The sequence below is a fragment of the Methylotenera sp. genome (assembly GCF_013141425.1).
GTDB lineage: Bacteria > Pseudomonadota > Gammaproteobacteria > Burkholderiales > Methylophilaceae > Methylotenera.
This window is the reverse complement of record NZ_JABFRA010000008.1, coordinates 23,712-44,891: the sequence shown is the minus strand read 5'-3', so window position 1 is coordinate 44,891 and position 21,180 is coordinate 23,712. Positions and strand designations below refer to the sequence as shown.

The window sequence follows — 21,180 nt, the reverse complement described above, 5'->3', positions numbered from 1 at the left end:
GTCGGCCAGCGTAGCCAGTATCCAATACGGGTTTAATCTCGTGTTTAAATATAGTTAGCCAGTAATGCTTATAGGCTATATGCTAACAGGCTTGCGATTACGCAAAGTGTGTACCTAAAGATGCCCTGCAGGGCCCGTGGATATTGGCTTGTAGGGCATCGTTATTTTGTTGCTTGAGGCTAATTAAGCTACCAACATATCCACAAACGCATTCACAGGCGTAGCTTCTAACTTAGCTTGGTCTAAACAAAGTGCCAAAATATCTGCTTGTTTTTTAGCATCAAATCGACGGGCTAAATTCACTTGGAATTTTTTAACAAGTTCTGGAATGCCTTGGTCACGACGGCGACGGTGGCCGATTGGATATTCAACAGCAATATTCTCTGAAGTTGAACCATCATTAAAGAACACTTGAATGGCGTTAGCAATTGAGCGTTTTTCTGGGTCATGGTAATCCGTTGTGTATTGTGCTTTTTCTACACAAGTCATTTTTGCACGGATTGCATCAATGCGCGGGTCAGCCGCAGCTGCATCTTCATAATCCTGCGCAGTTAAATTGCCTTTTAACAAGCCAATCGCAGACATGTATTGAATGCAGTGGTCACGGTCAGCAGGGTTATCCAGTGGGCCAGTTTTATCAATAATGCGGATGGCTGATTCGTGCGTTGTAATCACAATTTTATTAATCGCAGCAATTTGTTCAATGGTTTGTACTTTGCTACCGATTTGTGCATTTAATTGAATTGCGCATTCCACTGCTGTTTGTGCGTGGAATTCAGCTGGGAAAGAGATTTTAAACAACACTTGCTCCATCACATATGAGCCGTAACTACGTTGGAATTTAAACGCATTGCCTTTAAATAGCACGTCGTAAAATCCCCATGTTTTGGCTGTCAATGCTGATGGGTAGCCCATTTCACCTTGCATGGTCATCCAAGCCAAACGCACTGCGCGGCTGGTTGCATCACCAGCAGCCCAAGATTTACGTGAGCCTGTATTTGGTGAGTGGCGGTAAGTACGCAAGCTTTGACCATCAACAAATGCGTTAGAAACGGCATTGATGATATCTTCTTTATTACCGCCAAGTAATTTAGTTACAACCGCTGTTGAAGCGATTTTCACCAAAATAACATGGTCTAAACCAACGCGGTTAAAGCTGTTTTCTAACGCTAATACGCCTTGAATTTCATGTGCTTTAATCATGGCTGTTAGCACATCTTTAATCGTAAGTGCTGCTTTACCTTCTGCCACGTTTTTACGTGAAATGTAATCGGCTACCGCTAAAATGCCACCTAAGTTATCTGATGGATGGCCCCATTCAGCAGCTAGCCATGTGTCGTTAAAGTCTAACCAACGAATCATCGCACCGATGTTGAAGGCGGCTAAGATTGGATCTAATTGATAAGATGTGCCTGGTACTTTTGCACCGTTTGGCACGACTGTGCCGGCAATCACTGGGCCGAGTAGTTTGGTACAAGCTGGGTAATCTAAAGCTTCAAAACCGCAACCTAGTGTATCCATTAAGCAGTTACGCGCTGTATCGAATGCTTCATCAGATTTGATTTCGTAATCAGCCACATAATTGGCGATATCGACAATTACTTGGTCTGGCGCAGGGCGTACGTTTGAGATGTGAGATGACATGAGACGCTTTCTATAATTGAACTATTTTAAAAAATTAACGTTTATCTAAAGGCACATAAGGGCGATTGTCTGGGCCAATGTACTCAGCATTTGGGCGAATTATTTTGTTATCAATGCGTTGCTCGATTACATGCGCAACCCAACCTGTTGTACGTGAAATGACAAAAATCGGCGTGAACATACCTGTAGGAATACCCATCATGTGGTAGCTAGATGCGCTGTACCAATCTAGATTTGGGAACATTTTCTTCTCGCGCCACATCACTTCTTCAATGCGAGATGAGATTTCAAAAAGCTTCATATTGCCGGCATCTTCGCATAACTTGCGGCTAACTGCTTTGATTGACTCATTTCTTGGGTCGGCAATAGTGTACACAGGGTGACCAAAACCAATGATGATTTCTTTGCGTGCCATGCGCTCTAAAATATCCGCTTCAGCTTCGTCGGCATTTTTATAGCGTTCGATAATTTCCATTGCCGCTTCATTTGCACCGCCATGTTTAGCGCCACGCAAGGCTCCAATCGCGCCAGTAATACAGCTGAACATGTCAGACAATGTGCCTGCAATTACACGAGCTGTGAACGTAGAGGCGTTAAATTCATGCTCTGCGTATAACACGAGCGATGTATTCATTGCATCGATGTGTAACTGACTGGGTGCTTTGCCGTGTAAAACATGTAAGAAGTGTGCTGCAATACTGTTGTCCTCAGTTTCTAAATTCACACGTTTGCCGTTGTGACTAAAGTGATACCAGTACAGCAAAATTGAACCGAAACAGGAAATGAGTTTGTCACCTAAATCTTGCGCTGCTTTGGTATTGCGGTCAGCTACTTCTGGTTCTAGCGTGCCCAACATGGCACAACCTGTGCGCATCACATCCATCGGATGGGTGTTTTTAGGGATTTGCTCCAACACCAATTTTAGTGCGTTAGGAATATCGCGTAATTTTTTTAGTTTAGCGTGATAAGCAGCTAGCTCGGTTTTGTTAGGTAACTCACCATGAATCAGCAGGTAAGCGACTTCTTCAAATGTCGCGCTTTTAGCGAGTTCGATAATATCGTAGCCACGATAGTGTAAGTCATTGCCAGTGTGGCCGACGGTACAAATGGCCGTTGTGCCAGCAGAAACGCCAGCTAGTGCTACGCCTTTTTTCTTTTTAGGGGCTTCAGTAGTGGTTTGAGTGGTTGCGGTCATGCTACTTTTCTCCTCTAAATAGCGCGTCTAGTTTTTGTTCGAAAGCGTGGTAGCCCAAGTGATCATATAAATCCATGCGAGTTTGCATGATGTCGACGACGTTTTTTTGTGTACCATCATTTTTCACGGCTTGGTAAACTGTAAGCGCTGCTTGGTTCATGGCGCGGAAGGCTGAAAGTGGGTATAGCACCATGCTTACGTCTGCCCCGCGTAGCTCATCCACCGTGAATAAAGGCGTGCTACCAAATTCGGTTATGTTGGCTAACACTGGCACTTTAACGGTAGCTGCAAATCGTTTATACATGCTGAGCTCAGTAATTGCTTCTGGGAAAATCATGTCAGCACCGGCTTCAGCACAGGCGCAAGCACGGTCAATGGCTGATTGCAAACCTTCTACAGCCAACGCATCAGTACGCGCCATAATGACGAAATCATCGTAAGGTTTTGCGTCAACAGCAGCTTTTACACGGTCAACCATTTCTTCAAGGCTAACAATCGCTTTGTTTGGGCGATGACCGCAGCGTTTAGCTGACACTTGGTCTTCAATATGCACTGCAGCGGCACCCGCTTTGGCAATGCTTTTTACGCTACGTGCAATATTAAAAGCCCCACCCCAGCCGGTATCAATATCCACTAATAATGGTGTATCTACTGCATCGGTGATACGGCGCACATCAATTAGCACATCTTCAAGGGTTGAAATGCCTAAATCTGGCAAACCAAGTGAGCCAGCCGCAACACCGCCACCAGATAAATAAATGGCTTTGAATTCACTCTGAGTGGCGAGCATCGCGTGATAGGCGTTGATTGCACCGATGATTTGTAGCGGTCTTTCTGCTTTTAGAGCGGCACGAAATCGTGCCCCAGCTGTGGCTGCTTGTGTCATATTAACTACCTAAATGTATATATTAAAAATTAACTGAAGAAGGCTTTAATAGCCTCATCTGGAATATTGACCAAGGTGAGTTTTGCCTTTTGTAGAATTTCCCAGAAATAACGATAAGTTGCTCTGTCGTGAAGCTCTCCATCGTATTGAATTGGGCCCCAATCCGCTTTTTGAGCGGCTAAAAGTATGTTTGCGCCATCTTGCACTTCATCAAAGTTCGGCTTCATCGCATCCACAATCGCTTCGATTTGCGTTGGGTAAATGCTCCACATGCGCAAGAAGCCAAATTCGTTGCGCGCACGTGAGGCGTCTGAGCGTGTGGTTTCTACATTTTTCAGATCAAGTGTTACGTTGTGCGCTGGTACTACCCCATTGGCTAGAGCTGCTGCAACTAACTCAGCTTTAGCGCGAGCGAGTAAGCGGTGGTCAAATTGGCCTGGACTTCGCATGGCAGAGGCTGGAATTGCGCCATGATGGCCGCTAACAAAGTCCATTAAACCAAAATCTAATACTTGCACCCAAGGTAACGTCGCAATTTCATGCACAGCTTTTAATGCGCCATGTGTTTCCATCAGGATATGTACTGGAATTAAACGTTCAACACCGTTGAAAGTAGCCACTTTTTGGATGTAGGCAATCATTTCACTGGCTTGAGCGTAAGTGGTGCATTTTGGAATGGTGATGTAGCTTAAAACTTTTCCTGCACCCGCCACCAAAATATCCACATCTTGTTTCCAGTAGCTATTGGTGTAATCGTGAATGCGCGCACCTGCCATTTTGTATTTATTGGCCTCGCTAGTAAGTAAGCGCACAATCATTTCTGCGTGTTCTCGTTCTTGACCTGCTTGCGCACCATCTTCACAGTCGCAGGTGATGTCGAATACTGGACCGACAGCATTTGGATTATTGGTATCTTGCATTGATAAGGCTTTAAGAATTAGCTTTTCGCTACCTGCAAAATGCTCGCAAGATGGGATGATAGGAAATGATTTTTCCCCACCAAATAAAGCATCTTTAGGGTGAACTAATTGTTGTGTGGTCGCCATTGTTTTTCCTATGTCTTTTATCTTAAAGTCTTTATTAATTTGCTTACCGTGGCATCAGCACGGTGTAATCTAAATCTAATACTACGTTCGGGAGGTAGGTCTGTTTGCCATCGGTTGTAATGTGCGTGCTTCCAAGCGCATCGGCGGGCAGGTTTTTTACACCGACCATGCGTAATCTAAGTGCACCCACATCGCTGCGGTTTGGTAAAGTCCATTTGTCCAGCACTTCTGTCCATGTATAAATCGTGTCGTCACCAAATGATGGGTTGCAGTGCGTGCCGCCGTTTATGGCAACTATGCTCAGTGCGTTTTCTAAGCCATCATTTGATAATGCGCGGCAAAGCGAGATGATGTGGCCTCCGTACATGAGGCGTCTGCCGAAGGCGGTTTTTTTCATGATCAAATCGTCAAAATGCAAGCGTGCATTGTTTTGATACAGCTTGGTCGCTAGCGTATGGTCTGTATCACTGATTGTGATGCCGGCAGGGTGGTTGATGCGCTCGCCAACCGCGTAGTCGTTCCATAAATACTGCCCGCCTGTTACTGTAGTATTGAATTTTCTAGCGTCCAAAAATGTAGGAACGCTGAGTTCTTCTGCAGGTACGTGGTTTGGTAAATTCGGCACAACAGTTTCAGGTGCAGGCGCATCTAGATTATTTTTGTGCACCATCACCCAACGAACCCATGAAAGCACGGGCTGCTGTAATTGGTTTGTAGAAACGGAGCACACGTAAACGACACCTGATTTGCCGTTGGAGTTTTGTTTTAAGCCAATCACTGTTGAGCTAGTGCTTAGAGTATCGCCAATATACACTGGTTGCAAAAAGCGCACGTCAGCATAGCCTAAATTCGCCACGGCATTTACTGAAATATCGGGTACGGTTTTGCCGAATGCAATATGAAAGGCTAATAAATCATCGACGGGCCTAGTCTTGTAACCCAGTGATTGAGCTACGGTGTCTGCTGAATGCAAAATTTGGCGGGAGCCAGTGAGTGCGATGTATAGAGCGACTTCGCCCTCTCCAATCGTGCGCGCTGTGGCGTGCTGAATAATTTGATTGAGCTTAAAGTCTTCAAAGTAGTTGCCAGTATTGATTTTGCTGGCATAAATTGTATTGGTTGTATTAGACATGGCTTTCTTCCAAAGTCTTAATCATTTCGCTGAGTTTTAGAAGGCGTTCTGCCGCTCTAACATGATGGCGCTCAACTAATTTATCGTGCACCACCACCGTGCCTTTACCCGCTTCATTCGCGGCTTTAAGGGCTGCAATAATTTCGCGCGCATGAGTTACTTCTGAAGCTTGCGGAGTGTAAGCGTCATTGCTGTAGGCAAGCTGGGCAGGGTGCACCAAAGATTTACCATCAAACCCCATGTCGCGGCCTAAACGGCAGGCATATTCAAATGAATGCATGTTCTTAAAGTCACTGGTGATGCCATCTACCACCGCGTGGCCATAGGCGCGCGCAGCTAAAATCACTAAGGAAAGTGAAGTTAAAATTGCAGAGCGCTCATGTGTTACGCGTGCATGAAGTTGTGAAATCAAATCAGAGGTCGCCATGACGATACATGCGATGCGGTCCGATGCGGCTGCGATTTCTTTTGCATTTAATACAGCAATCGGGCTTTCTATCATCACCATGATAGGTAAGTGGCTGCCGCCAGCGGCATCTAATAATGCGATGGCTGTGAGTACGTCTTCACGCGATTCGATATTGGGAAACAGCACTGCATCAATTTTGGTTTTTGCAATGGCTTTAATGTCATCTGGCCCCCATTGCGATATTAAGTCATTCACCCGCACCACAACCTCGCGAGAGCCATAACCACCTTCGTTGACAAAACGCACCACATTGTCACGCGATTCTTCTTTACATTCCACCAGAATAGGGTCGCCCAAATCCAAAATTACGGAGTCGGCATGCAATGTGCGTGCGCGCTCAAGGTAATGCGTGTTGCAGCCAGGCACGTAAAGCATAGAGCGCCGAGGGCGAAAATATTGGGTCATAGGGGTGCCTTTATTCTATTCATATTTAGCTGACTGGATTATATAGAGAGAGTTTTAAAAATGTCAATAAATATCTTATGTCTTATATAAGATATAAAATGCTAGACTATTAAAAATAGACATGATATAAATTAGCCTAATTAAATTTAACGCCAATAATTATCTGTAAATTAACTTTTTGTTGGCTTAAGTGCCACGTAACTTAAGCCAAGTAACTTAACGATATAAGCAAACGCTATGATAGACAAATATTACAACTCTCCAAGTTATAAACCTTTATATGACCAAATAAAGGTGTTGTTAACGCAAAGTTTAATCGGCGGCGAATGGCGGCCTGGCGATATGATTCCAAGCGAGATTGAGTTGGCAGGTCGCTATAAGGTTAGCCAAGGCACTGTGAGAAAGGCGATTGATGCATTGGCGACGGAAAACATACTTATTCGACGTCAAGGCAAAGGTACTTTTGTTGCAACCCATAGTGCCGAAGGTATGAAGTTACGTTTCTTAAGGCTGACCTCAGTTGACGGTCAAAAGGAATTACTGCAAAACGAATTTATTTCATGCACCAAAGGCAAGGCCGATGTACACATGGGGCAAGTGCTGGATTTGAAAGCAGGGGCTTCAACTATAGAAATAAAACGGTTGCTGACATTTTCAGGTAGGCCGTTAATTTTTGATCACATCATTGTACCGGCTGCGCCGTTTAAAGGCTTGAATGGCAACAAGGTTGAAGAAAATAACGGTTCGATGTACAGCTTATATGAATCCGAATTTGGTGTGCGCATGATACGCGCAGAAGAGCGCTTAAAGGCAGTGGCAGCTAAAGGTGAGGTGGCGAAGGCCTTAGGGTTAAAAGAAGGTGAGCCTTTATTAAGTATTGAGCGCGTTTCATTTACTTATGGTGATAAGCCGATGGAATGGCGATTGGGGTTGTGTATTACTGATAACCATCACTATATGAACGAGCTTGAATAGTGTTTTTTGTACTTTTTAAAACATGCACTAGCGTCGTCAGGCTGTACTTGTCGTACTAAAGTATTGCCTGCGTTTACCTTTCTTGCTATTGCAAGTTTTGGAAAGCACAGATTGAACAGATATTAAACATAAAAAAACCTAACCCCTGAAAAGGTATTGAGAAAAATGGACGATTTAAAAAAACGCGCACTTGATTATCATGAGTTTCCTAAGCCGGGTAAGCTTTCCGTAGAGTCATCTAAACCATGTGCAACACAAGAGGATTTATCCTTAGCCTATACGCCAGGAGTGGCGGTGCCGGTGCGTGAAATCAATCGTGACCCTGCATTGGCGTATAAATATACCAATAAAGGTAATTTAGTGGCGGTAATTACTGACGGAACTGCGGTGCTGGGGTTAGGTAATATGGGGCCGTTAGCTAGTAAACCAGTGATGGAAGGTAAAGCTGTGTTGTTTAAGCACTTTGCTGGTATCGATGTGTTTGATATTGAGGTGAATGCACCAACAATTGAGGCGTTTATCGAAACAGTGGTGAATATTGCACCAACTTTCGGTGGCATTAATCTTGAAGATATTGCCGCACCACACTGTTTTAGAATCGAAAATGAGTTGCGTGCACGTTTAGATATTCCGGTGTTTCATGATGACCAGCATGGAACGGCGGTAATTGTGGCGGCGGCTTTGTCTAATGCCTTAGAGCTTCAAGGTAAAACCTTACCAACGGCTAAAATCGTGTTTTTAGGTGCGGGCGCAGCTGGTTGTTCCTGTGCGCGCCTGCTTAAGTTAATGGGCGCAACCAATATCACCATGGTAGATAAATCCGGTGTTTTGGATACATCGCGTGCGGATTTGCATGACAATAATCGCCATTTAGCGGTTGTGCCAAGTGATGCGAAAACTCTTGCAGATGTGATGCCGAACGCAGATGTGTTTATTGGTGTTTCAGCCGCCAATGCCTTATCGCCAGTGTTACTTAAATTGATGGCGCCAAAACCAGTGGTATTTGCCTTGGCAAATCCAGATCCTGAAATCTTACCTAGTTTGGCGCACGCGGTGCGCGATGATATTTTGATGGCAACGGGGCGATCAGATTTTCCAAATCAAGTGAATAACGCACTCTGTTTCCCATATTTGTTCCGTGGTGCATTAGATGCTAAAGCCAAACAAATTACCGACGAAATGCAAATCGCTGCGGCCCGCGCTTTGGCTGCACTTGCACACGAGCCTGTACCAGAAGATGTATTGGCGGCTTATAACTTAACAAGCTTAAGTTTTGGCAAGGAATACATTATTCCAAAACCATTCGATAAACGCTTGTTATCGCGGGTTTCTGGCGCAGTAGCCGATGCCGCTAGATTGCATCAAGCCTGAGAGTTTGAACATGCAAAACAATCAACAAAAACATAACGAAACGAAAAAGCTAAGACCTGGTCAGTTGAGTCGACCAAAAAACCTCAATCTATTCACGATTCGTTTGCCGATTAATGCCTTGGTTTCAATCTTACATCGTGCCACTGGATGTTTATTATTTTTAATCTTGCCCTTGATATTGTTGCTGGTGCAGCTCTCATTAAGCTCTGCCGAACAATATCAAATGGTGGTTAATATTCTGCATTCCCCCCTTGTAAAGTTAATACTGCTAGGGGTGGCTTGGGCATTTTTTCATCACTTCTTTGCAGGTATTCGTCACTTGGCCATGGATATACATTGGATGACTTCGCTGATGAAAGCACGTTATACCAGTAAATTGGTGCTGGTGTTTGGAGCTATTGCGACTATCGCTTTGGCGATTCAATTATGGATATAGGCTTTTGGATTTAACAGCATGCTACTAGAACTGCTTACAAAACGATATCCAGGTATGCGCGCATGGCTTACACAAAGGCTTACCGGTCTTGTGATGGCAATATACAGTGTGCTTGCTTTGCTAAGGTTTTTTATCCTTCAGCCAGAAAGTTACGAAGCATGGCTAAGTTTCTTTCAGCCAATCTGGTGGCGTATTGCTAGTTTGCTATTTTGGCTGGCGCTGTCTCTACATGCTTGGTTAGGCATTCGTGATGTATTTAAAGACTATGTACCGAACTATGGTTTGCAAATGGTCTTACAAAAGATTTTGCTGGCGTTGTTATGGATATATTTGGCTTGGGCTGGGTGGCTTATGTTGGCTTAATTTGAATAGATTGTTCTACTCATAATAGCAGTAGTTATAAAAAATAATTTTATTTTAAGGTTTAATCGAGATGGCGTTAGAAACTCAAATATTTGATGCTTTAGTGGTTGGCGGTGGTGGTGCTGGTTTGCGTGCATCATTGCAATTGGCACAGTCTGGCTTAAAAGTGGCGGTATTGTCTAAAGTATTTCCTACACGCTCGCATACGGTCGCAGCGCAGGGCGGCATTGCTGCGGCACTTGGCAACGTGGCGGATGACAAATGGTTATGGCACATGTACGACACCATCAAAGGCTCGGATTATTTAGGCGACCAAGATGCGATTGAGTTTATGTGTAAAAACGCCGCTGCAGCGATTTATGAGCTTGAACATTTCGGCATGCCGTTTGATCGCTTAGAAAATGGCAAGATATTCCAACGCCCATTTGGGGGCATGACGCAAAACTTTGGCGAAAGTGCCATCTCACGCACCTGTGCGGTGGCAGATAGAACAGGTCATGCCATGTTGCACACGCTTTATCAACGCAATATTCAATCGAATACGCAGTTTTTTGTGGAATGGTTGGCGCTGGATTTGTTACGTGATGCAGATGGTGATGTGCTCGGCGTTTTAGCGTTAGAAATTGAAACAGGCGAAGTGCATTGCATACGTGCAAAAGCCACGCTATTGGCGACTGGCGGCGCAGGCCGCATATTTAAAGCCAGCACCAACGCGTTCATTAATACAGGTGATGGTTTAGGCATGGCGGCGCGAGCCAATATTCCATTGCAAGACATGGAGTTCTGGCAATTTCACCCAACCGGTGTATTGAATGCAGGCGTGTTGATTACTGAAGGTGTACGTGGCGAAGGTGGCTATTTGGTTAATAGCGAAGGCGAGCGCTTTATGGAACGCTACGCGCCACATGCAAAAGACTTAGCCAGCCGCGATGTAGTTTCACGTGCGACAGCTACTGAAATTAAAGAAGGCCGTGGCGTGGGTAAAAACAAAGATGCAGTATATTTAAAACTTGATCACTTAGGTGAAAAGTTAATCAATGATAAATTGCCTGGCATACGTGAAATCGCCAAAACCTTTGCCAATGTTGACCCTGTTTACGACCCGATTCCAATTGTGCCAACGGCGCACTACATGATGGGCGGTATTCCCACTAATCTACAGGGCCAAGTTGTTGTGCCAGATACCGGCGGTGGCCAGTCTGTAGTTAATGGCTTGTATGCCGTGGGCGAATGCGCTTGTGTTTCAGTGCATGGTGCCAACCGATTAGGCTCTAATTCTTTATTGGATTTAGTGGTGTTTGGCCGCGCAGCAGGTGACAAAATGGTTGAAGAAGTGAGAAAAGATAATGCTCATAAACCACTACCTTCTGACGCATTCGATAAGACTTTAGCCAGATTAAACCGCTTGGACACACAAACGCAAGGTGAAAGTGTGAAGGATGTTGGTACTGCGTTGCGTCAAACCATGCAAACGCATTGTGGCGTATTTCGCTTCCCTGACTTGTTACAAGAAGGCGTGGGAGAAATAGACCAAGTGGCTGAACGCGCCAAAAACACAGTGATTAAAGATAAAAGCCAAGTGTTTAACACGGCCAGAGTTGAGGCGCTTGAGTTGGATAATCTAGTTGAAGTGGCTCTAGCAACCATGCATGCCGCCGAAGCACGCACTGAAAGCCGTGGTGCCCATGCTCGCGAAGACTTTGCTGAGCGCGATGATAAAAATTGGCTCAAACACTCACTCTACTACCGCGATGGCAATCGCTTGGCATACAAGCCTGTGCGCCTAAAACCGCAGACAGTAGAAAGCTTTGAGCCTAAAGCGCGTGTTTATTAAACGAATTGAACAAATTACAGAATTAATTAGAAATTAGAGACTACAACATGAAATTCTCAATTTATAGATTTAACCCTGACGTAGACAAAAAGCCATACATGCAAGATTACGATGTATTGCTGGAAGATAGCGACCAAATGTTGTTAGATGCCTTGTTGCGCATTAAGGACTTGGATGACAGCTTGAGCTTGCGCAAATCATGCCGCGAAGGCGTATGTGGCTCTGACAGCATGAATATCAATGGTAAAAATGGCTTGGCTTGTATTACCAAATTGTCCGATTTAGAAGAGCCAGTGGTACTTCGCCCTATGCCTGGTTTACCTGTGATTCGCGACTTAGTCGTGGATATGACGCAGTTTTTTGAGAACTATAATTCAGTCAAACCCTACTTGGTGAATAACGATCCAGCACCAGAAATAGAGCGTTTACAGTCGCCAGAAGACCGTGCCAAGCTTGATGGTTTGTATGAGTGTATCTTATGCGGTGCTTGTACAACTTCTTGCCCCTCTTTCTGGTGGAACCCAGATAAGTTTGTTGGTCCAGCTGGCCTAATGCAAGCTTATCGCTTTATGGTGGATAGCCGCGATCAGGCGCTTGACGAGCGGCTAGAGAATTTGGAAGAGCCAGACCGTTTGTATCGCTGCCATAACATTATGAACTGTGTGGAGGTCTGCCCGAAAAAGCTCAACCCAAATGCGGCGATTGCCAACATTAAAGATTTGAAGTTCGAGCAGGCGCGCGAAAGTAAATTGAAAGATAAAAAGAAAATTGAAATTAAAGCGATTTAATAAATGACTACCGCTAACCAGATGACCGACGAAGAAGTGCGCCGCTTAAGCTGGCGCTGCCGTCGTGGATTATTAGAACTGGATATCGTATTGCTACGTTTTTCTGAAAAGCACTTGGCTGGATTAAGTAAACAAGAGTTGCAAGCACTGGATTGTTTACTCGATTTGCCCGATAACGACTTTTTAGATGTGGTGACCTCGAGAATAAAGTTTGATGAAGTTGATGTTTTAAAAGTAAAGCAAGAGAATGTAGATGTAATGCAAACGGTGCTGACAAAATTAAGTGGTCATTGAGAATAATTGAAATTATTGAAAGACTTAGCATGAATAGTCATGGAAAAATCAAGTGTTACACCAATAGTGCGATGCTAGGCGAGAACTGGCCAGGGATACAGTTGTATTATCCGCCAGTTAAATATTCGCCTGCGCAAGGGATTTACGAAGATGTCACCCAAGCGGCGGCGCGTATGCGTAAACATGCACACAACACCAATGCCCACACCTTGATTTTTGACTTGGAAGATGGTTGTCGCCAAAAAGTGATGAGCCGTGATTTGTTGCGCCAAGAGCTGCCAGAGCTACGCAACGTTAACCCGCATGTTACAGTGGCGATTCGCTCTAATTCATTTCGTACCGATGAATATGAGTTAGACATGCAATTAGTAAAAGACATGGCCGATTGCATCGATGTGGTGATGCTGGCCAAGGCTGGTGAGGCTTATGGTGCGGCAGAAGTGCGTGATCTCTCGAGTTTTCTGCTGGATTTAAATCCAGACATTACGATACAGCCGATTATCGAACATCCAAAATCGCTAAAAATCGCCCCTGAATTAATGCAATACAGCACAGTAAAGCACGTGGTGTTTGGTATTCACGATTTTTCAAAAGCGATGGGCATCCACATCACAGCCGAGCATTGGATTGATGAGTTGCAGTTTTACATGAATCAATTAATGTTTGAAGCACGCATTGCTGGTAAGGGTGTGATTGGCGGCGTTGAAACCTTAATTGGCGCCAACATCATGCCCGATAAATTTGTTGAGCCGCATGATGTAAGACGCTGGCTAGATTTACATGGCGATCATGAATCACGCATTGTGTATAAACACGCCTGCCAAGAAGCTGCGATGGGCTTGACAGGTAAGCAAGTCATCCACCCAGGCCATATTCATTTATGTAAAACGGCATACACACCATCACCCACAGAAGTAAACCAAAAAGTACGCATTTTAAAGGCCGCGATTGAAGCTGATGCTTTGCACGGCGGTGCCATCAAGTTTGAAGGTGAAATGCTAGACCCGCCGATGTTTGGTAAGGCGCTGCAAACCTTGTTAAGAGCCCATGCACTTCGTGCCCTACACCAAGATGACATGGATTTTGCGTTGCAAGTGCTTGAATTATTACCCGCACAAGTGATACGTCAAAACTGGCCATACGGAGCAATACTGTAAATGCGTATTTTGGTTTAATTGCCAAATACTCAATTTTTATAAGCACTGAATTTTTATGAGAGTTAAATAATGCAAAAATTTGAGCCATTTAAAGCGTGGAAATGGAGTATCCCAACACACTTCAATATCGGTGTTGCATGTACAGATAAACATTTAAACACTCCGGTCGCCACTACCATTGCGATGATTGTGGAAGATGATGCGCAAGGCACCTCACAAATCACGTTTGAACAACTAGCCAAACGCACTGACCAGTTTGCGCAATTACTTAGAAATTTGAGTGTTGCTGCGGGTGAGCGCGTGCTGATTCGCTTGCCAAACAATTTGGATTATCCAACGGCGTTTTTGGGGGCAATGAAACGCGGTGCGATTTCAGTCCCGACCTCTACATTACTGACGGCTGAGGAGGTGGCTTATTTAGCAAAAGACTCAACGGCAACTGTGCTTGTGACAGACAAAGCGGCATGGCCATCATTGCAAAGCCATTTAACTGGCTTACCTAATTTAAAACATGTACTTTTGTCTGGCATTGGTGAAGTTACTCCACACGCAAGCCTAAATGTGCTCGATTTAGATTCGCAGCTTACTGCAATTGCAAGTTGCGAACCAGCGCATTTAACGGCTTCTGATGACCCTGCTTATTTGGTCTATACCTCAGGCACAACAGGTTATCCAAAAGGTGTGTTACACGCACATCGCGCTTTAATTGGCCGTGAACCTGCCTCTCAATATTGGTTCAATTTTGATGCTAATTCACAAGACCGCATCATGCATTCGGGCAAATTTAACTGGACTTATGTGTTAGGTTCTGGGTTGATGGACCCGCTGTATTTAGGCAAAACAGTCATTGTGCATGAAGGCAAAAATGATGCAGATTTATGGACGCGTTTAATTGCAAAGCATTCAGCAACTATTTTTGTTGGCGTGCCAACAATTTATCGCCAAATTATTCAAAAATCATCCGCCAAACAAGCTGATGTGCCAAGTTTGCGGCATTGCATGAGTGCGGGAGAGCATTTGTCTGATGAAGTCTTGCAACAATGGCGTGAGCGCTTTGGCCGAGATATTTACGAAGCGGTTGGTATGAGTGAGTTTTCATATTATTTAAGTCAAAGTGTGTTTCGCCCAATAAGGGCAGGATCTGCCGGCTTTCCTCAACCAGGTCATGCCATTAAACTGCTCAACCCTGAAACGCTAGAAGAAGTCTTGCAAGGTGAGGAGGGCATGATTAGTGTGCCGGCTAACGACCCTGGCTTATTCTTGCGGTATTGGAATTTAGACGAAGAAACTGCCAAATACAAGCATGACGGCTGGTTCTTCTCGGGCGATTATGCGCGTTATGATGAAGACGGCTATATCTGGTTTCTAGGCCGCAAGGACGACATTATTAAAAGCTTTGGCTACCGCGTGTCGCCTTATGAAATTGAGCGGGTATATAAATCTCACCCAGCAGTGGCGGATTGCGCCGCCGTGGGCGAGGAGCTTGAGAAAGATAAATTGCTCGTGGTGACTTATGTGATTTTGCAACCCAATTCAACTGTTACTGCTGATGAGTTGCAGGCCTTCGGTAAGCAACATTTAGCCGCTTACAAAGCACCAAAAACGGTATATTTGACCAAAGATTTTCCGCGGACCAAAAACGGCAAAATCTTGCGAAAAGATATTAACAACAGCATTGCTTATGCAAAAAGTGCGCGATAATTTAAACTTATGAACAAATAAATTAGAAATTTGTAGAAATGTCATAATGTCAAAAATCACTTTTTATTTTGCCTTCTCCGTGTGCTTGCTTGGTTGGGCAGCGCAGAGTTCTGCATCTGAAGAAAAGGGCATAGTTGAAACTCAATCTCAGCGTATTGCAAGGTTAAAGCAACTTCATCTCGACCAAATTCAGCTGACCGCAGAAAAATTTATCGCGTTAGAAAATAAGCAAAATAATAGCAATTGGCAGGTGACTCAAGTCAATCTTAAAACATTAGTGCCTAAGTGTGCGGAACCGTTAACCGCAGGATGGGCGCCGAACAGCCGTGTTTTTCATAAAAGTGTGGCAGTGTATTGTGCAAAAAGTGTAAGTAAAGATATTTTTAAAACATGGGAAGTATATTTGCCCGTGACAATACAAAAGCCTCAGCAAGAAAAAACTAAGCTAGATAAACCAGAGCAAGAAAAATCTAAACTAGAAAAATCCAAGCTAAATAAACTTAAGTAGCGCGAAAAATGACGACAACCATCAAACAATCTGACTTCATTCAAAGCATTGCAGATGCGTTGCAATATATTTCTTACTATCACCCTGTCGATTACATTCAGGCATTAGGCCGCGCTTATGAGGCAGAACAATCGCCCGCCGCAAAAGATGCCATTGCGCAGATTTTAACAAACTCGCGTATGTGCGCAGAAGGTAAACGGCCACTATGCCAAGATACTGGCATTGTTGTTGCTTTCGTTAAAGTAGGTATGAGCGTGCAATGGCAAGCTGAACAGGATGTTGAACTAAAAGATGTTGAGCAAATGGTGAACGAAGGCGTGCAGCGTGCGTATCTACTGCCAGAGAATAAATTACGTGCTTCTATTGTGAGTGACCCCGCTGGAAAGCGCGGTAATACTAAGGATAATACGCCTGCAGTGGTGCATGTTTCATTGGTGGCAGGCGATAAAGTTGACGTGCAAATTGCGGCAAAAGGTGGTGGTTCGGAGAATAAAGCCAAGCTGGCGATGCTCAACCCAAATGACAGCATTGTGGATTGGATTTTGGAAGTTGTGCCCCAAATGGGTGCAGGCTGGTGTCCACCCGGCATGTTGGGCATAGGTATAGGTGGTAGTGCAGAAAAAGCCATGTTGTTGGCTAAAGAGTCACTGATGGCGCCGATTGATATGCACGAACTTAAAGCTAGCGGTGCAAAAAATCGCATTGAAGAATTGCGGTTAGAGATTTTTGAAAAGGTAAATAATTTGGGTATAGGTGCGCAAGGTTTAGGTGGTTTAGCAACAGTGTTGGATGTGAAAATATTAGATTGCCCAACGCATGCGGCTTCTTTACCTGTGGCGATTATTCCAAACTGTGCCGCTACACGCCATGTGCATTTTGAGTTGGATGGCAGTGGCGTGGCAGAATTAGAAGCGCCGAATCTTAGCGACTGGCCGAATGTACATTGGGCGCCAAGTGAGGTGTCATTAAGGGTAAATTTAGATGCGATTACCCAAGCGGATATTCAGACTTGGAAGCCTGGTCAGACTTTGCTGTTGAATGGAAAGTTGCTAACAGGCCGCGATGCAGCACATAAACGAATTGCCACGATGTTGGCAAAAGGTGAGAAACTGCCAGTAGATTTTAAAAACCGTTTTATTTACTACGTTGGCCCCGTTGATGCAGTGCGAGATGAAGCCGTAGGCCCAGCAGGCCCGACTACCGCAACGCGAATGGATGGCTTTACTGAAATGATGCTAAATGATGTTGGTTTGCTCGGCATGGTAGGCAAGGCAGAACGCGGCGATGAGACGATTGCTTCGATTGCAAAACATAAGTCTGTGTATTTAACCGCGGTGGGCGGCGCCGCCTATTTGGTAAGCAAAGCCATAAAAAAAGCCGAAGTATTGGCGTTTGCAGATTTAGGCATGGAAGCGATTTATGAATTTACCGTGCAAGATATGCCAGTGACTGTGGCGGTCGATAGTAAAGGCAATTCTGTGCACTCAACAGGCCCCGCCGAGTGGAAAGCAAAGATTGCACAGCATAAGGTTATTGAGATTCAAGCGATAAATTGATAACACATGCAATCTGAAGCCTAAAAATAGTTAAGGAAACACGGAATAAGTCGTTGAGCGGGATGAAGTACAAGACGCATGGAGCGCAGAAGCTGCGATGGTGCTGGTGTACGGTGAGCTTGCGAGTAACGCGCAACGCAGTAATTCGCCAGTGCAGACACTTTTTCCACGTTTGCATAGGCTTATGTGCTAATAGTCACAGTGTGCACTGCACTTTTTGTTTTAATATCTGTCCTACTAGTTGAATTTCAGCGAATAGTTTTAGGATGTGGATTATTTGGTTTTAATAACCGGATGTTGATTAAAGGTGCAATTTAAATGTTTAAACGTACAGCGCAATTTATTATTTTATTGGGTGCAATATTGACGGTAACGTCAGTGAATGCTGAGGATGTGTTGGCCTATCTCACAGATGCAAATGGCCGCTACACTGGCCCGAGTGTTGAAGAATGCGTGGCCTTGATGGATACCGATAAAAACGGTTTTGCCGATGTGTTTGAAGTACGGGCATTTTTAGAATTAAAACATGGCATCGGCTACGAGAAGGACGTGCTGGACCGCATGGAAGCTTCGGCGAAAGGTACTAGTTGCAGTACGCCGTTTGCAAAAGAGTTATATACAAACTAAACAACCTGCTTAAATTTTGCATGGGCTAATTCTAATTGAAAGCACCGTGCGTTTTTGCTGGTTGTATAATGACGAAGATTATTTTAACCAACCTTAAAGACGCAAAATACCATGTTAAAAGCCTATGCTACGCACGTAAAAGAACGTGCTGCTAACCAGTTACCCCCATTACCATTATCTGCAGAGCAAGTCGCTCAAGTGGTTGAATTGCTTAAAAATCCACCTACGGGCGAAGCCGAAACCTTGCTTGATTTAATCGCCAACCGCACGCCGGCAGGTGTGGATCAAGCGGCTTATGTAAAAGCGGCTTTTCTAGCAGATATCGCTAAAGGCACAGCGAAATCGCCTTTAATTTTACCAGAAAAGGCGGTTGAGTTACTAGGCACGATGCTAGGTGGCTACAACGTGCAGGCTTTAGTTGCGCTGTTAGAAACACCATTGGCGGCCAATGCTGTTAAAGCGCTAAGTAGCACAATTTTGATGTTTGATGCATTTCATGATGTAGATGTATTGATGAAAGCGGGAAATGCACATGCTAAAATGCTCATTGAAAGCTGGGCGAATGCTGAGTGGTTTACCAATGCACCAGCGTTAGCTAAAGAAATCAAAATGGTGGTTTTTAAAGTCGATGGTGAAACCAATACCGATGATTTAAGCCCAGCGCAAGATGCATGGAGCCGCCCAGACATTCCCTTGCATGCCAAAGCCATGCTGATTAATAAAATGCCTGAAGGCTTGAAATTAATTGATACCTTAAAACAAAAAGGCTTGCCGTTGGCTTATGTGGGCGATGTGGTGGGAACAGGTTCCTCACGCAAATCGGCCATTAACTCAGTGCAATGGTTTATGGGCAATGATATTCCATATATTCCAAACAAACGCACAGGCGGCGTGATTTTAGGCGCAAAAATAGCGCCGATTTTCTTTAACACGGCGGAAGATTCAGGCGCCTTGCCGATTCAATGTGATGTTTCAAAATTGAATACTGGCGATGTGATTGTGATTAAGCCTTATGAAGGCAAAGTGTTGAATGAAGCGGGTGAGGTGCTTTCAACTTTTGAGTTGAATCCAATTACTATGCCAGATGAAGTGCGTGCGGGTGGCCGTATTCCATTGATTATTGGTCGTGGGTTAACCTCAAATGCGCGCAAAGCCTTAGGTTTAGCAGAAACAACCACTTTCATTACCGCCGCACCTGCTGTTAGTTCTAGCAAAGGTTATACGCTTGCGCAAAAAATGGTGGGCCGCGCATGTGGTTTGCCAGAAGGCACTGGCGTGCGCCCTAATACTTATTGTGAGCCAAAAGCCACGACGGTGGGTTCGCAAGACACCACGGGTGGCATGACGCGCGATGAGTTAAAAGAATTGGCTTGCTTAGGCTTTAGTGCCGATTTGGTCATGCAAAGCTTCTGTCATACAGCGGCTTATCCAAAACCAGTGGACATTAAATTGCAACATAGCTTGCCAGAATTCATGTCTAGCCGCGGCGGTGTTTCATTACGTCCTGGCGACGGTGTGATTCACTCATGGTTAAACCGTATGGTATTGCCCGATACAGTAGGCACCGGTGGCGATTCGCACACACGTTTTCCAATCGGTATTTCATTTCCTGCGGGTTCTGGATTAGTGGCGTTTGCAGCGGCAACAGGTGCTATGCCATTGGATATGCCAGAGTCAGTCTTAGTGCGCTTTAAAGGCACCCTGCAAGCAGGTATTACTTTGCGTGATTTGGTGAATGCGATTCCTTATGCGGCGATTCAGGAAGGCACTTTAACCGTTGGTAAGTCAGGCAAAAAGAACGTATTTAACGGCCGTGTGTTAGAAATTGAAGGTTTACCAGATTTAAAAGTGGAGCAGGCGTTTGAGCTGGCCGATGCTTCTGCTGAGCGTTCTGCTAACGGTTGTACTGTGCTGTTAAATGAAGCGCCTGTGATTGAATTCTTAAAATCCAATATCGTGCTCATGCAAAACATGATTGAAAATGGCTATGAAGATGCACGCACCTTACAACGCCGTATTGAAAGCATGCAGGCTTGGTTGGCGAAGCCCATCTTATTAAAACCAGATGCAGATGCGGAATATGCGCACGTGATTGAAATTGATTTGAATACCATTAAACAGCCGTTGGTAGCATGCCCGAACGACCCAGATGACATCAAGCCATTGTCAGCAGTTGAGGGTGACAAGATTGATGAAGTGTTTATTGGTAGCTGCATGACTAATATCGGACATTACCGCGCGGCGGCTAAGGTGTTAGAAGGCTCTGGCGGCATTCCAACCCGCTTGTGGATTGCGCCACCAACCCGTATGGATGAAGCGCAGTTGCGCGATGAGGGTGTATATTCAACCTTCGGCGTGGCGGGTGCACGTACTGAAATTCCAGGTTGTTCATTGTGTATGGGTAACCAAGCTCGCGTGGCGGATAAAGCAACGGTGTTTTCAACCAGCACGCGTAACTTTGATAACCGCATGGGTAAAGATGCCCGCGTTTACTTGGGTTCAGCAGAACTTGCAGCAGTGTGTGCCAAGCTTGGTCGTATGCCAACGCATGCTGAGTATTTGGAAACGGTCGGTAATAAATTGGCGAATACCGCTGAAATTTACAAATACCTTAACTTTGACCAAATGACTGAATATAAAGCGGCATTGGATACTTTGAGCTCTGGCAAAAAAGTGATTCCAATCACTGAGGCTGTTTAATTTAAGTTAAATTATTTCAGCGCATTCATTGTGTATATACCTGCTCTGCAAGCCTTATTTAACGGGCTTCGCAGGGCAGTGGTCTAATAATGA

19 protein-coding genes are annotated in these 21,180 nt (G+C 44.7%); 13 read left to right on the top strand and 6 right to left on the bottom strand.

Going from position 1 to position 21,180, the window contains the following annotated elements:
• Positions 1 to 183 precede the first annotated feature (183 nt).
• From HOO90_RS00695 to HOO90_RS00670, 6 genes are read right to left on the bottom strand one after another with little or no spacing between them, the layout of a single operon-like run.
• The gene (locus HOO90_RS00695; protein WP_292838439.1) at positions 184 to 1,644 is read right to left on the bottom strand and encodes a bifunctional 2-methylcitrate dehydratase/aconitate hydratase; all 1,461 of its coding nucleotides are present in this window, start codon (positions 1,642 to 1,644) and stop codon (positions 184 to 186) included.
• Positions 1,645 to 1,678: 34 nt separating this feature from the next.
• On the bottom strand, positions 1,679 to 2,839 hold the full coding sequence (gene prpC, locus HOO90_RS00690; RefSeq protein ID WP_292838437.1) for a 2-methylcitrate synthase: 1,161 nt from the start codon (positions 2,837 to 2,839) through the stop codon (positions 1,679 to 1,681).
• A gap of 1 nt (position 2,840) precedes the next feature.
• Positions 2,841 to 3,725 (bottom strand): methylisocitrate lyase, encoded by an 885-nt coding sequence (prpB, locus tag HOO90_RS00685; RefSeq protein ID WP_292838435.1) that lies wholly within the window; start codon positions 3,723 to 3,725, stop codon positions 2,841 to 2,843.
• A 29-nt stretch (positions 3,726 to 3,754) separates the two neighbouring features.
• Positions 3,755 to 4,771, bottom strand: a complete 1,017-nt coding sequence (locus HOO90_RS00680) for an aldolase/citrate lyase family protein (RefSeq protein WP_292838433.1) — start codon at positions 4,769 to 4,771, stop codon at positions 3,755 to 3,757.
• Between the two features lie 43 nt (positions 4,772 to 4,814).
• Complete coding sequence (locus HOO90_RS00675) at positions 4,815 to 5,903, bottom strand: MaoC family dehydratase (protein WP_292838431.1); 1,089 nt, start codon at positions 5,901 to 5,903, stop codon at positions 4,815 to 4,817.
• Positions 5,896 to 6,777: a CoA ester lyase gene (locus HOO90_RS00670; protein WP_292838429.1), complete on the bottom strand. Its 882-nt coding sequence runs from the start codon at positions 6,775 to 6,777 to the stop codon at positions 5,896 to 5,898. Before HOO90_RS00670 ends, HOO90_RS00675 begins: the two co-directional genes overlap by 8 nt.
• A 240-nt stretch (positions 6,778 to 7,017) precedes the next feature.
• On the opposite strand from HOO90_RS00670, the gene HOO90_RS00665 reads away from it, so the two are divergent.
• The 13 genes from HOO90_RS00665 (at position 7,018) to acnB (ending at position 21,087) form a co-directional block, all read left to right on the top strand.
• On the top strand, positions 7,018 to 7,752 hold the full coding sequence (locus HOO90_RS00665) for a GntR family transcriptional regulator (RefSeq protein WP_292838478.1): 735 nt from the start codon (positions 7,018 to 7,020) through the stop codon (positions 7,750 to 7,752).
• 165 nt (positions 7,753 to 7,917) lie between these two features.
• Complete coding sequence (locus HOO90_RS00660; protein ID WP_292838427.1) at positions 7,918 to 9,123, top strand: malic enzyme-like NAD(P)-binding protein; 1,206 nt, start codon at positions 7,918 to 7,920, stop codon at positions 9,121 to 9,123.
• Between the two features lie 10 nt (positions 9,124 to 9,133).
• Entirely contained in the window at positions 9,134 to 9,559 is a 426-nt protein-coding gene (gene sdhC, locus HOO90_RS00655) for a succinate dehydrogenase, cytochrome b556 subunit (protein WP_292838425.1), read from the top strand.
• Between the two features lie 18 nt (positions 9,560 to 9,577).
• A complete protein-coding gene (sdhD, locus tag HOO90_RS00650) occupies positions 9,578 to 9,922 on the top strand; it encodes a succinate dehydrogenase, hydrophobic membrane anchor protein (RefSeq protein WP_292838423.1) in 345 nt (114 codons plus the stop codon).
• A 70-nt stretch (positions 9,923 to 9,992) separates the two neighbouring features.
• On the top strand, positions 9,993 to 11,756 hold the full coding sequence (gene sdhA, locus HOO90_RS00645) for a succinate dehydrogenase flavoprotein subunit (RefSeq protein ID WP_292838421.1): 1,764 nt from the start codon (positions 9,993 to 9,995) through the stop codon (positions 11,754 to 11,756).
• A 47-nt stretch (positions 11,757 to 11,803) separates the two neighbouring features.
• Positions 11,804 to 12,544 carry a succinate dehydrogenase iron-sulfur subunit gene (locus HOO90_RS00640; protein WP_292838419.1) on the top strand — a complete coding sequence of 247 codons (741 nt, stop codon included), beginning with the start codon at positions 11,804 to 11,806 and terminating at the stop codon, positions 12,542 to 12,544.
• A 3-nt stretch (positions 12,545 to 12,547) separates the two neighbouring features.
• On the top strand, positions 12,548 to 12,838 hold the full coding sequence (locus tag HOO90_RS00635; RefSeq protein WP_292838417.1) for a succinate dehydrogenase assembly factor 2: 291 nt from the start codon (positions 12,548 to 12,550) through the stop codon (positions 12,836 to 12,838).
• Between the two features lie 29 nt (positions 12,839 to 12,867).
• Positions 12,868 to 13,995, top strand: coding sequence for an aldolase/citrate lyase family protein (locus HOO90_RS00630; protein WP_292838415.1), 1,128 nt, complete (start codon positions 12,868 to 12,870; stop codon positions 13,993 to 13,995).
• Positions 13,996 to 14,064: 69 nt separating this feature from the next.
• The gene (locus HOO90_RS00625; protein WP_292838413.1) at positions 14,065 to 15,696 is read left to right on the top strand and encodes an acyl-CoA synthetase; all 1,632 of its coding nucleotides are present in this window, start codon (positions 14,065 to 14,067) and stop codon (positions 15,694 to 15,696) included.
• A gap of 46 nt (positions 15,697 to 15,742) precedes the next feature.
• Entirely contained in the window at positions 15,743 to 16,204 is a 462-nt protein-coding gene (locus HOO90_RS00620; protein WP_292838411.1) for a hypothetical protein, read from the top strand.
• 8 nt (positions 16,205 to 16,212) lie between these two features.
• Positions 16,213 to 17,760 (top strand): fumarate hydratase, encoded by a 1,548-nt coding sequence (locus HOO90_RS00615; RefSeq protein ID WP_292838409.1) that lies wholly within the window; start codon positions 16,213 to 16,215, stop codon positions 17,758 to 17,760.
• A 318-nt stretch (positions 17,761 to 18,078) separates the two neighbouring features.
• Entirely contained in the window at positions 18,079 to 18,387 is a 309-nt protein-coding gene (locus tag HOO90_RS00610) for a hypothetical protein (RefSeq protein WP_292838407.1), read from the top strand.
• Between the two features lie 111 nt (positions 18,388 to 18,498).
• Positions 18,499 to 21,087, top strand: a complete 2,589-nt coding sequence (gene acnB, locus HOO90_RS00605; RefSeq protein ID WP_292838405.1) for a bifunctional aconitate hydratase 2/2-methylisocitrate dehydratase — start codon at positions 18,499 to 18,501, stop codon at positions 21,085 to 21,087.
• The last annotated feature ends 93 nt before the right edge of the window (positions 21,088 to 21,180 follow it).

Excerpts from the sequence above, each read along its gene's own strand:
- HOO90_RS00615 (WP_292838409.1), top strand. The coding sequence starts at position 16,213 with ATGACGACAACCATCAAACAATCTGACTTCATTCAAAGCATTGCAGAT.
- prpC (WP_292838437.1), bottom strand. The coding sequence starts at position 2,839 with ATGACCGCAACCACTCAAACCACTACTGAAGCCCCTAAAAAGAAAAAA.
- HOO90_RS00675 (WP_292838431.1), bottom strand. The coding sequence starts at position 5,903 with ATGTCTAATACAACCAATACAATTTATGCCAGCAAAATCAATACTGGC.
- acnB (WP_292838405.1), top strand. The coding sequence starts at position 18,499 with ATGTTAAAAGCCTATGCTACGCACGTAAAAGAACGTGCTGCTAACCAG.
- sdhD (WP_292838423.1), top strand. The coding sequence starts at position 9,578 with ATGCTACTAGAACTGCTTACAAAACGATATCCAGGTATGCGCGCATGG.
- HOO90_RS00680 (WP_292838433.1), bottom strand. The coding sequence starts at position 4,771 with ATGGCGACCACACAACAATTAGTTCACCCTAAAGATGCTTTATTTGGT.
- HOO90_RS00640 (WP_292838419.1), top strand. The coding sequence starts at position 11,804 with ATGAAATTCTCAATTTATAGATTTAACCCTGACGTAGACAAAAAGCCA.
- prpB (WP_292838435.1), bottom strand. The coding sequence starts at position 3,725 with ATGACACAAGCAGCCACAGCTGGGGCACGATTTCGTGCCGCTCTAAAA.
- HOO90_RS00660 (WP_292838427.1), top strand. The coding sequence starts at position 7,918 with ATGGACGATTTAAAAAAACGCGCACTTGATTATCATGAGTTTCCTAAG.
- HOO90_RS00610 (WP_292838407.1), top strand. The coding sequence starts at position 18,079 with ATGTTTAAACGTACAGCGCAATTTATTATTTTATTGGGTGCAATATTG.
- sdhA (WP_292838421.1), top strand. The coding sequence starts at position 9,993 with ATGGCGTTAGAAACTCAAATATTTGATGCTTTAGTGGTTGGCGGTGGT.
- HOO90_RS00670 (WP_292838429.1), bottom strand. The coding sequence starts at position 6,777 with ATGACCCAATATTTTCGCCCTCGGCGCTCTATGCTTTACGTGCCTGGC.
- HOO90_RS00635 (WP_292838417.1), top strand. The coding sequence starts at position 12,548 with ATGACTACCGCTAACCAGATGACCGACGAAGAAGTGCGCCGCTTAAGC.
- sdhC (WP_292838425.1), top strand. The coding sequence starts at position 9,134 with ATGCAAAACAATCAACAAAAACATAACGAAACGAAAAAGCTAAGACCT.
- HOO90_RS00625 (WP_292838413.1), top strand. The coding sequence starts at position 14,065 with ATGCAAAAATTTGAGCCATTTAAAGCGTGGAAATGGAGTATCCCAACA.
- HOO90_RS00620 (WP_292838411.1), top strand. The coding sequence starts at position 15,743 with ATGTCAAAAATCACTTTTTATTTTGCCTTCTCCGTGTGCTTGCTTGGT.
- HOO90_RS00695 (WP_292838439.1), bottom strand. The coding sequence starts at position 1,644 with ATGTCATCTCACATCTCAAACGTACGCCCTGCGCCAGACCAAGTAATT.
- HOO90_RS00630 (WP_292838415.1), top strand. The coding sequence starts at position 12,868 with ATGAATAGTCATGGAAAAATCAAGTGTTACACCAATAGTGCGATGCTA.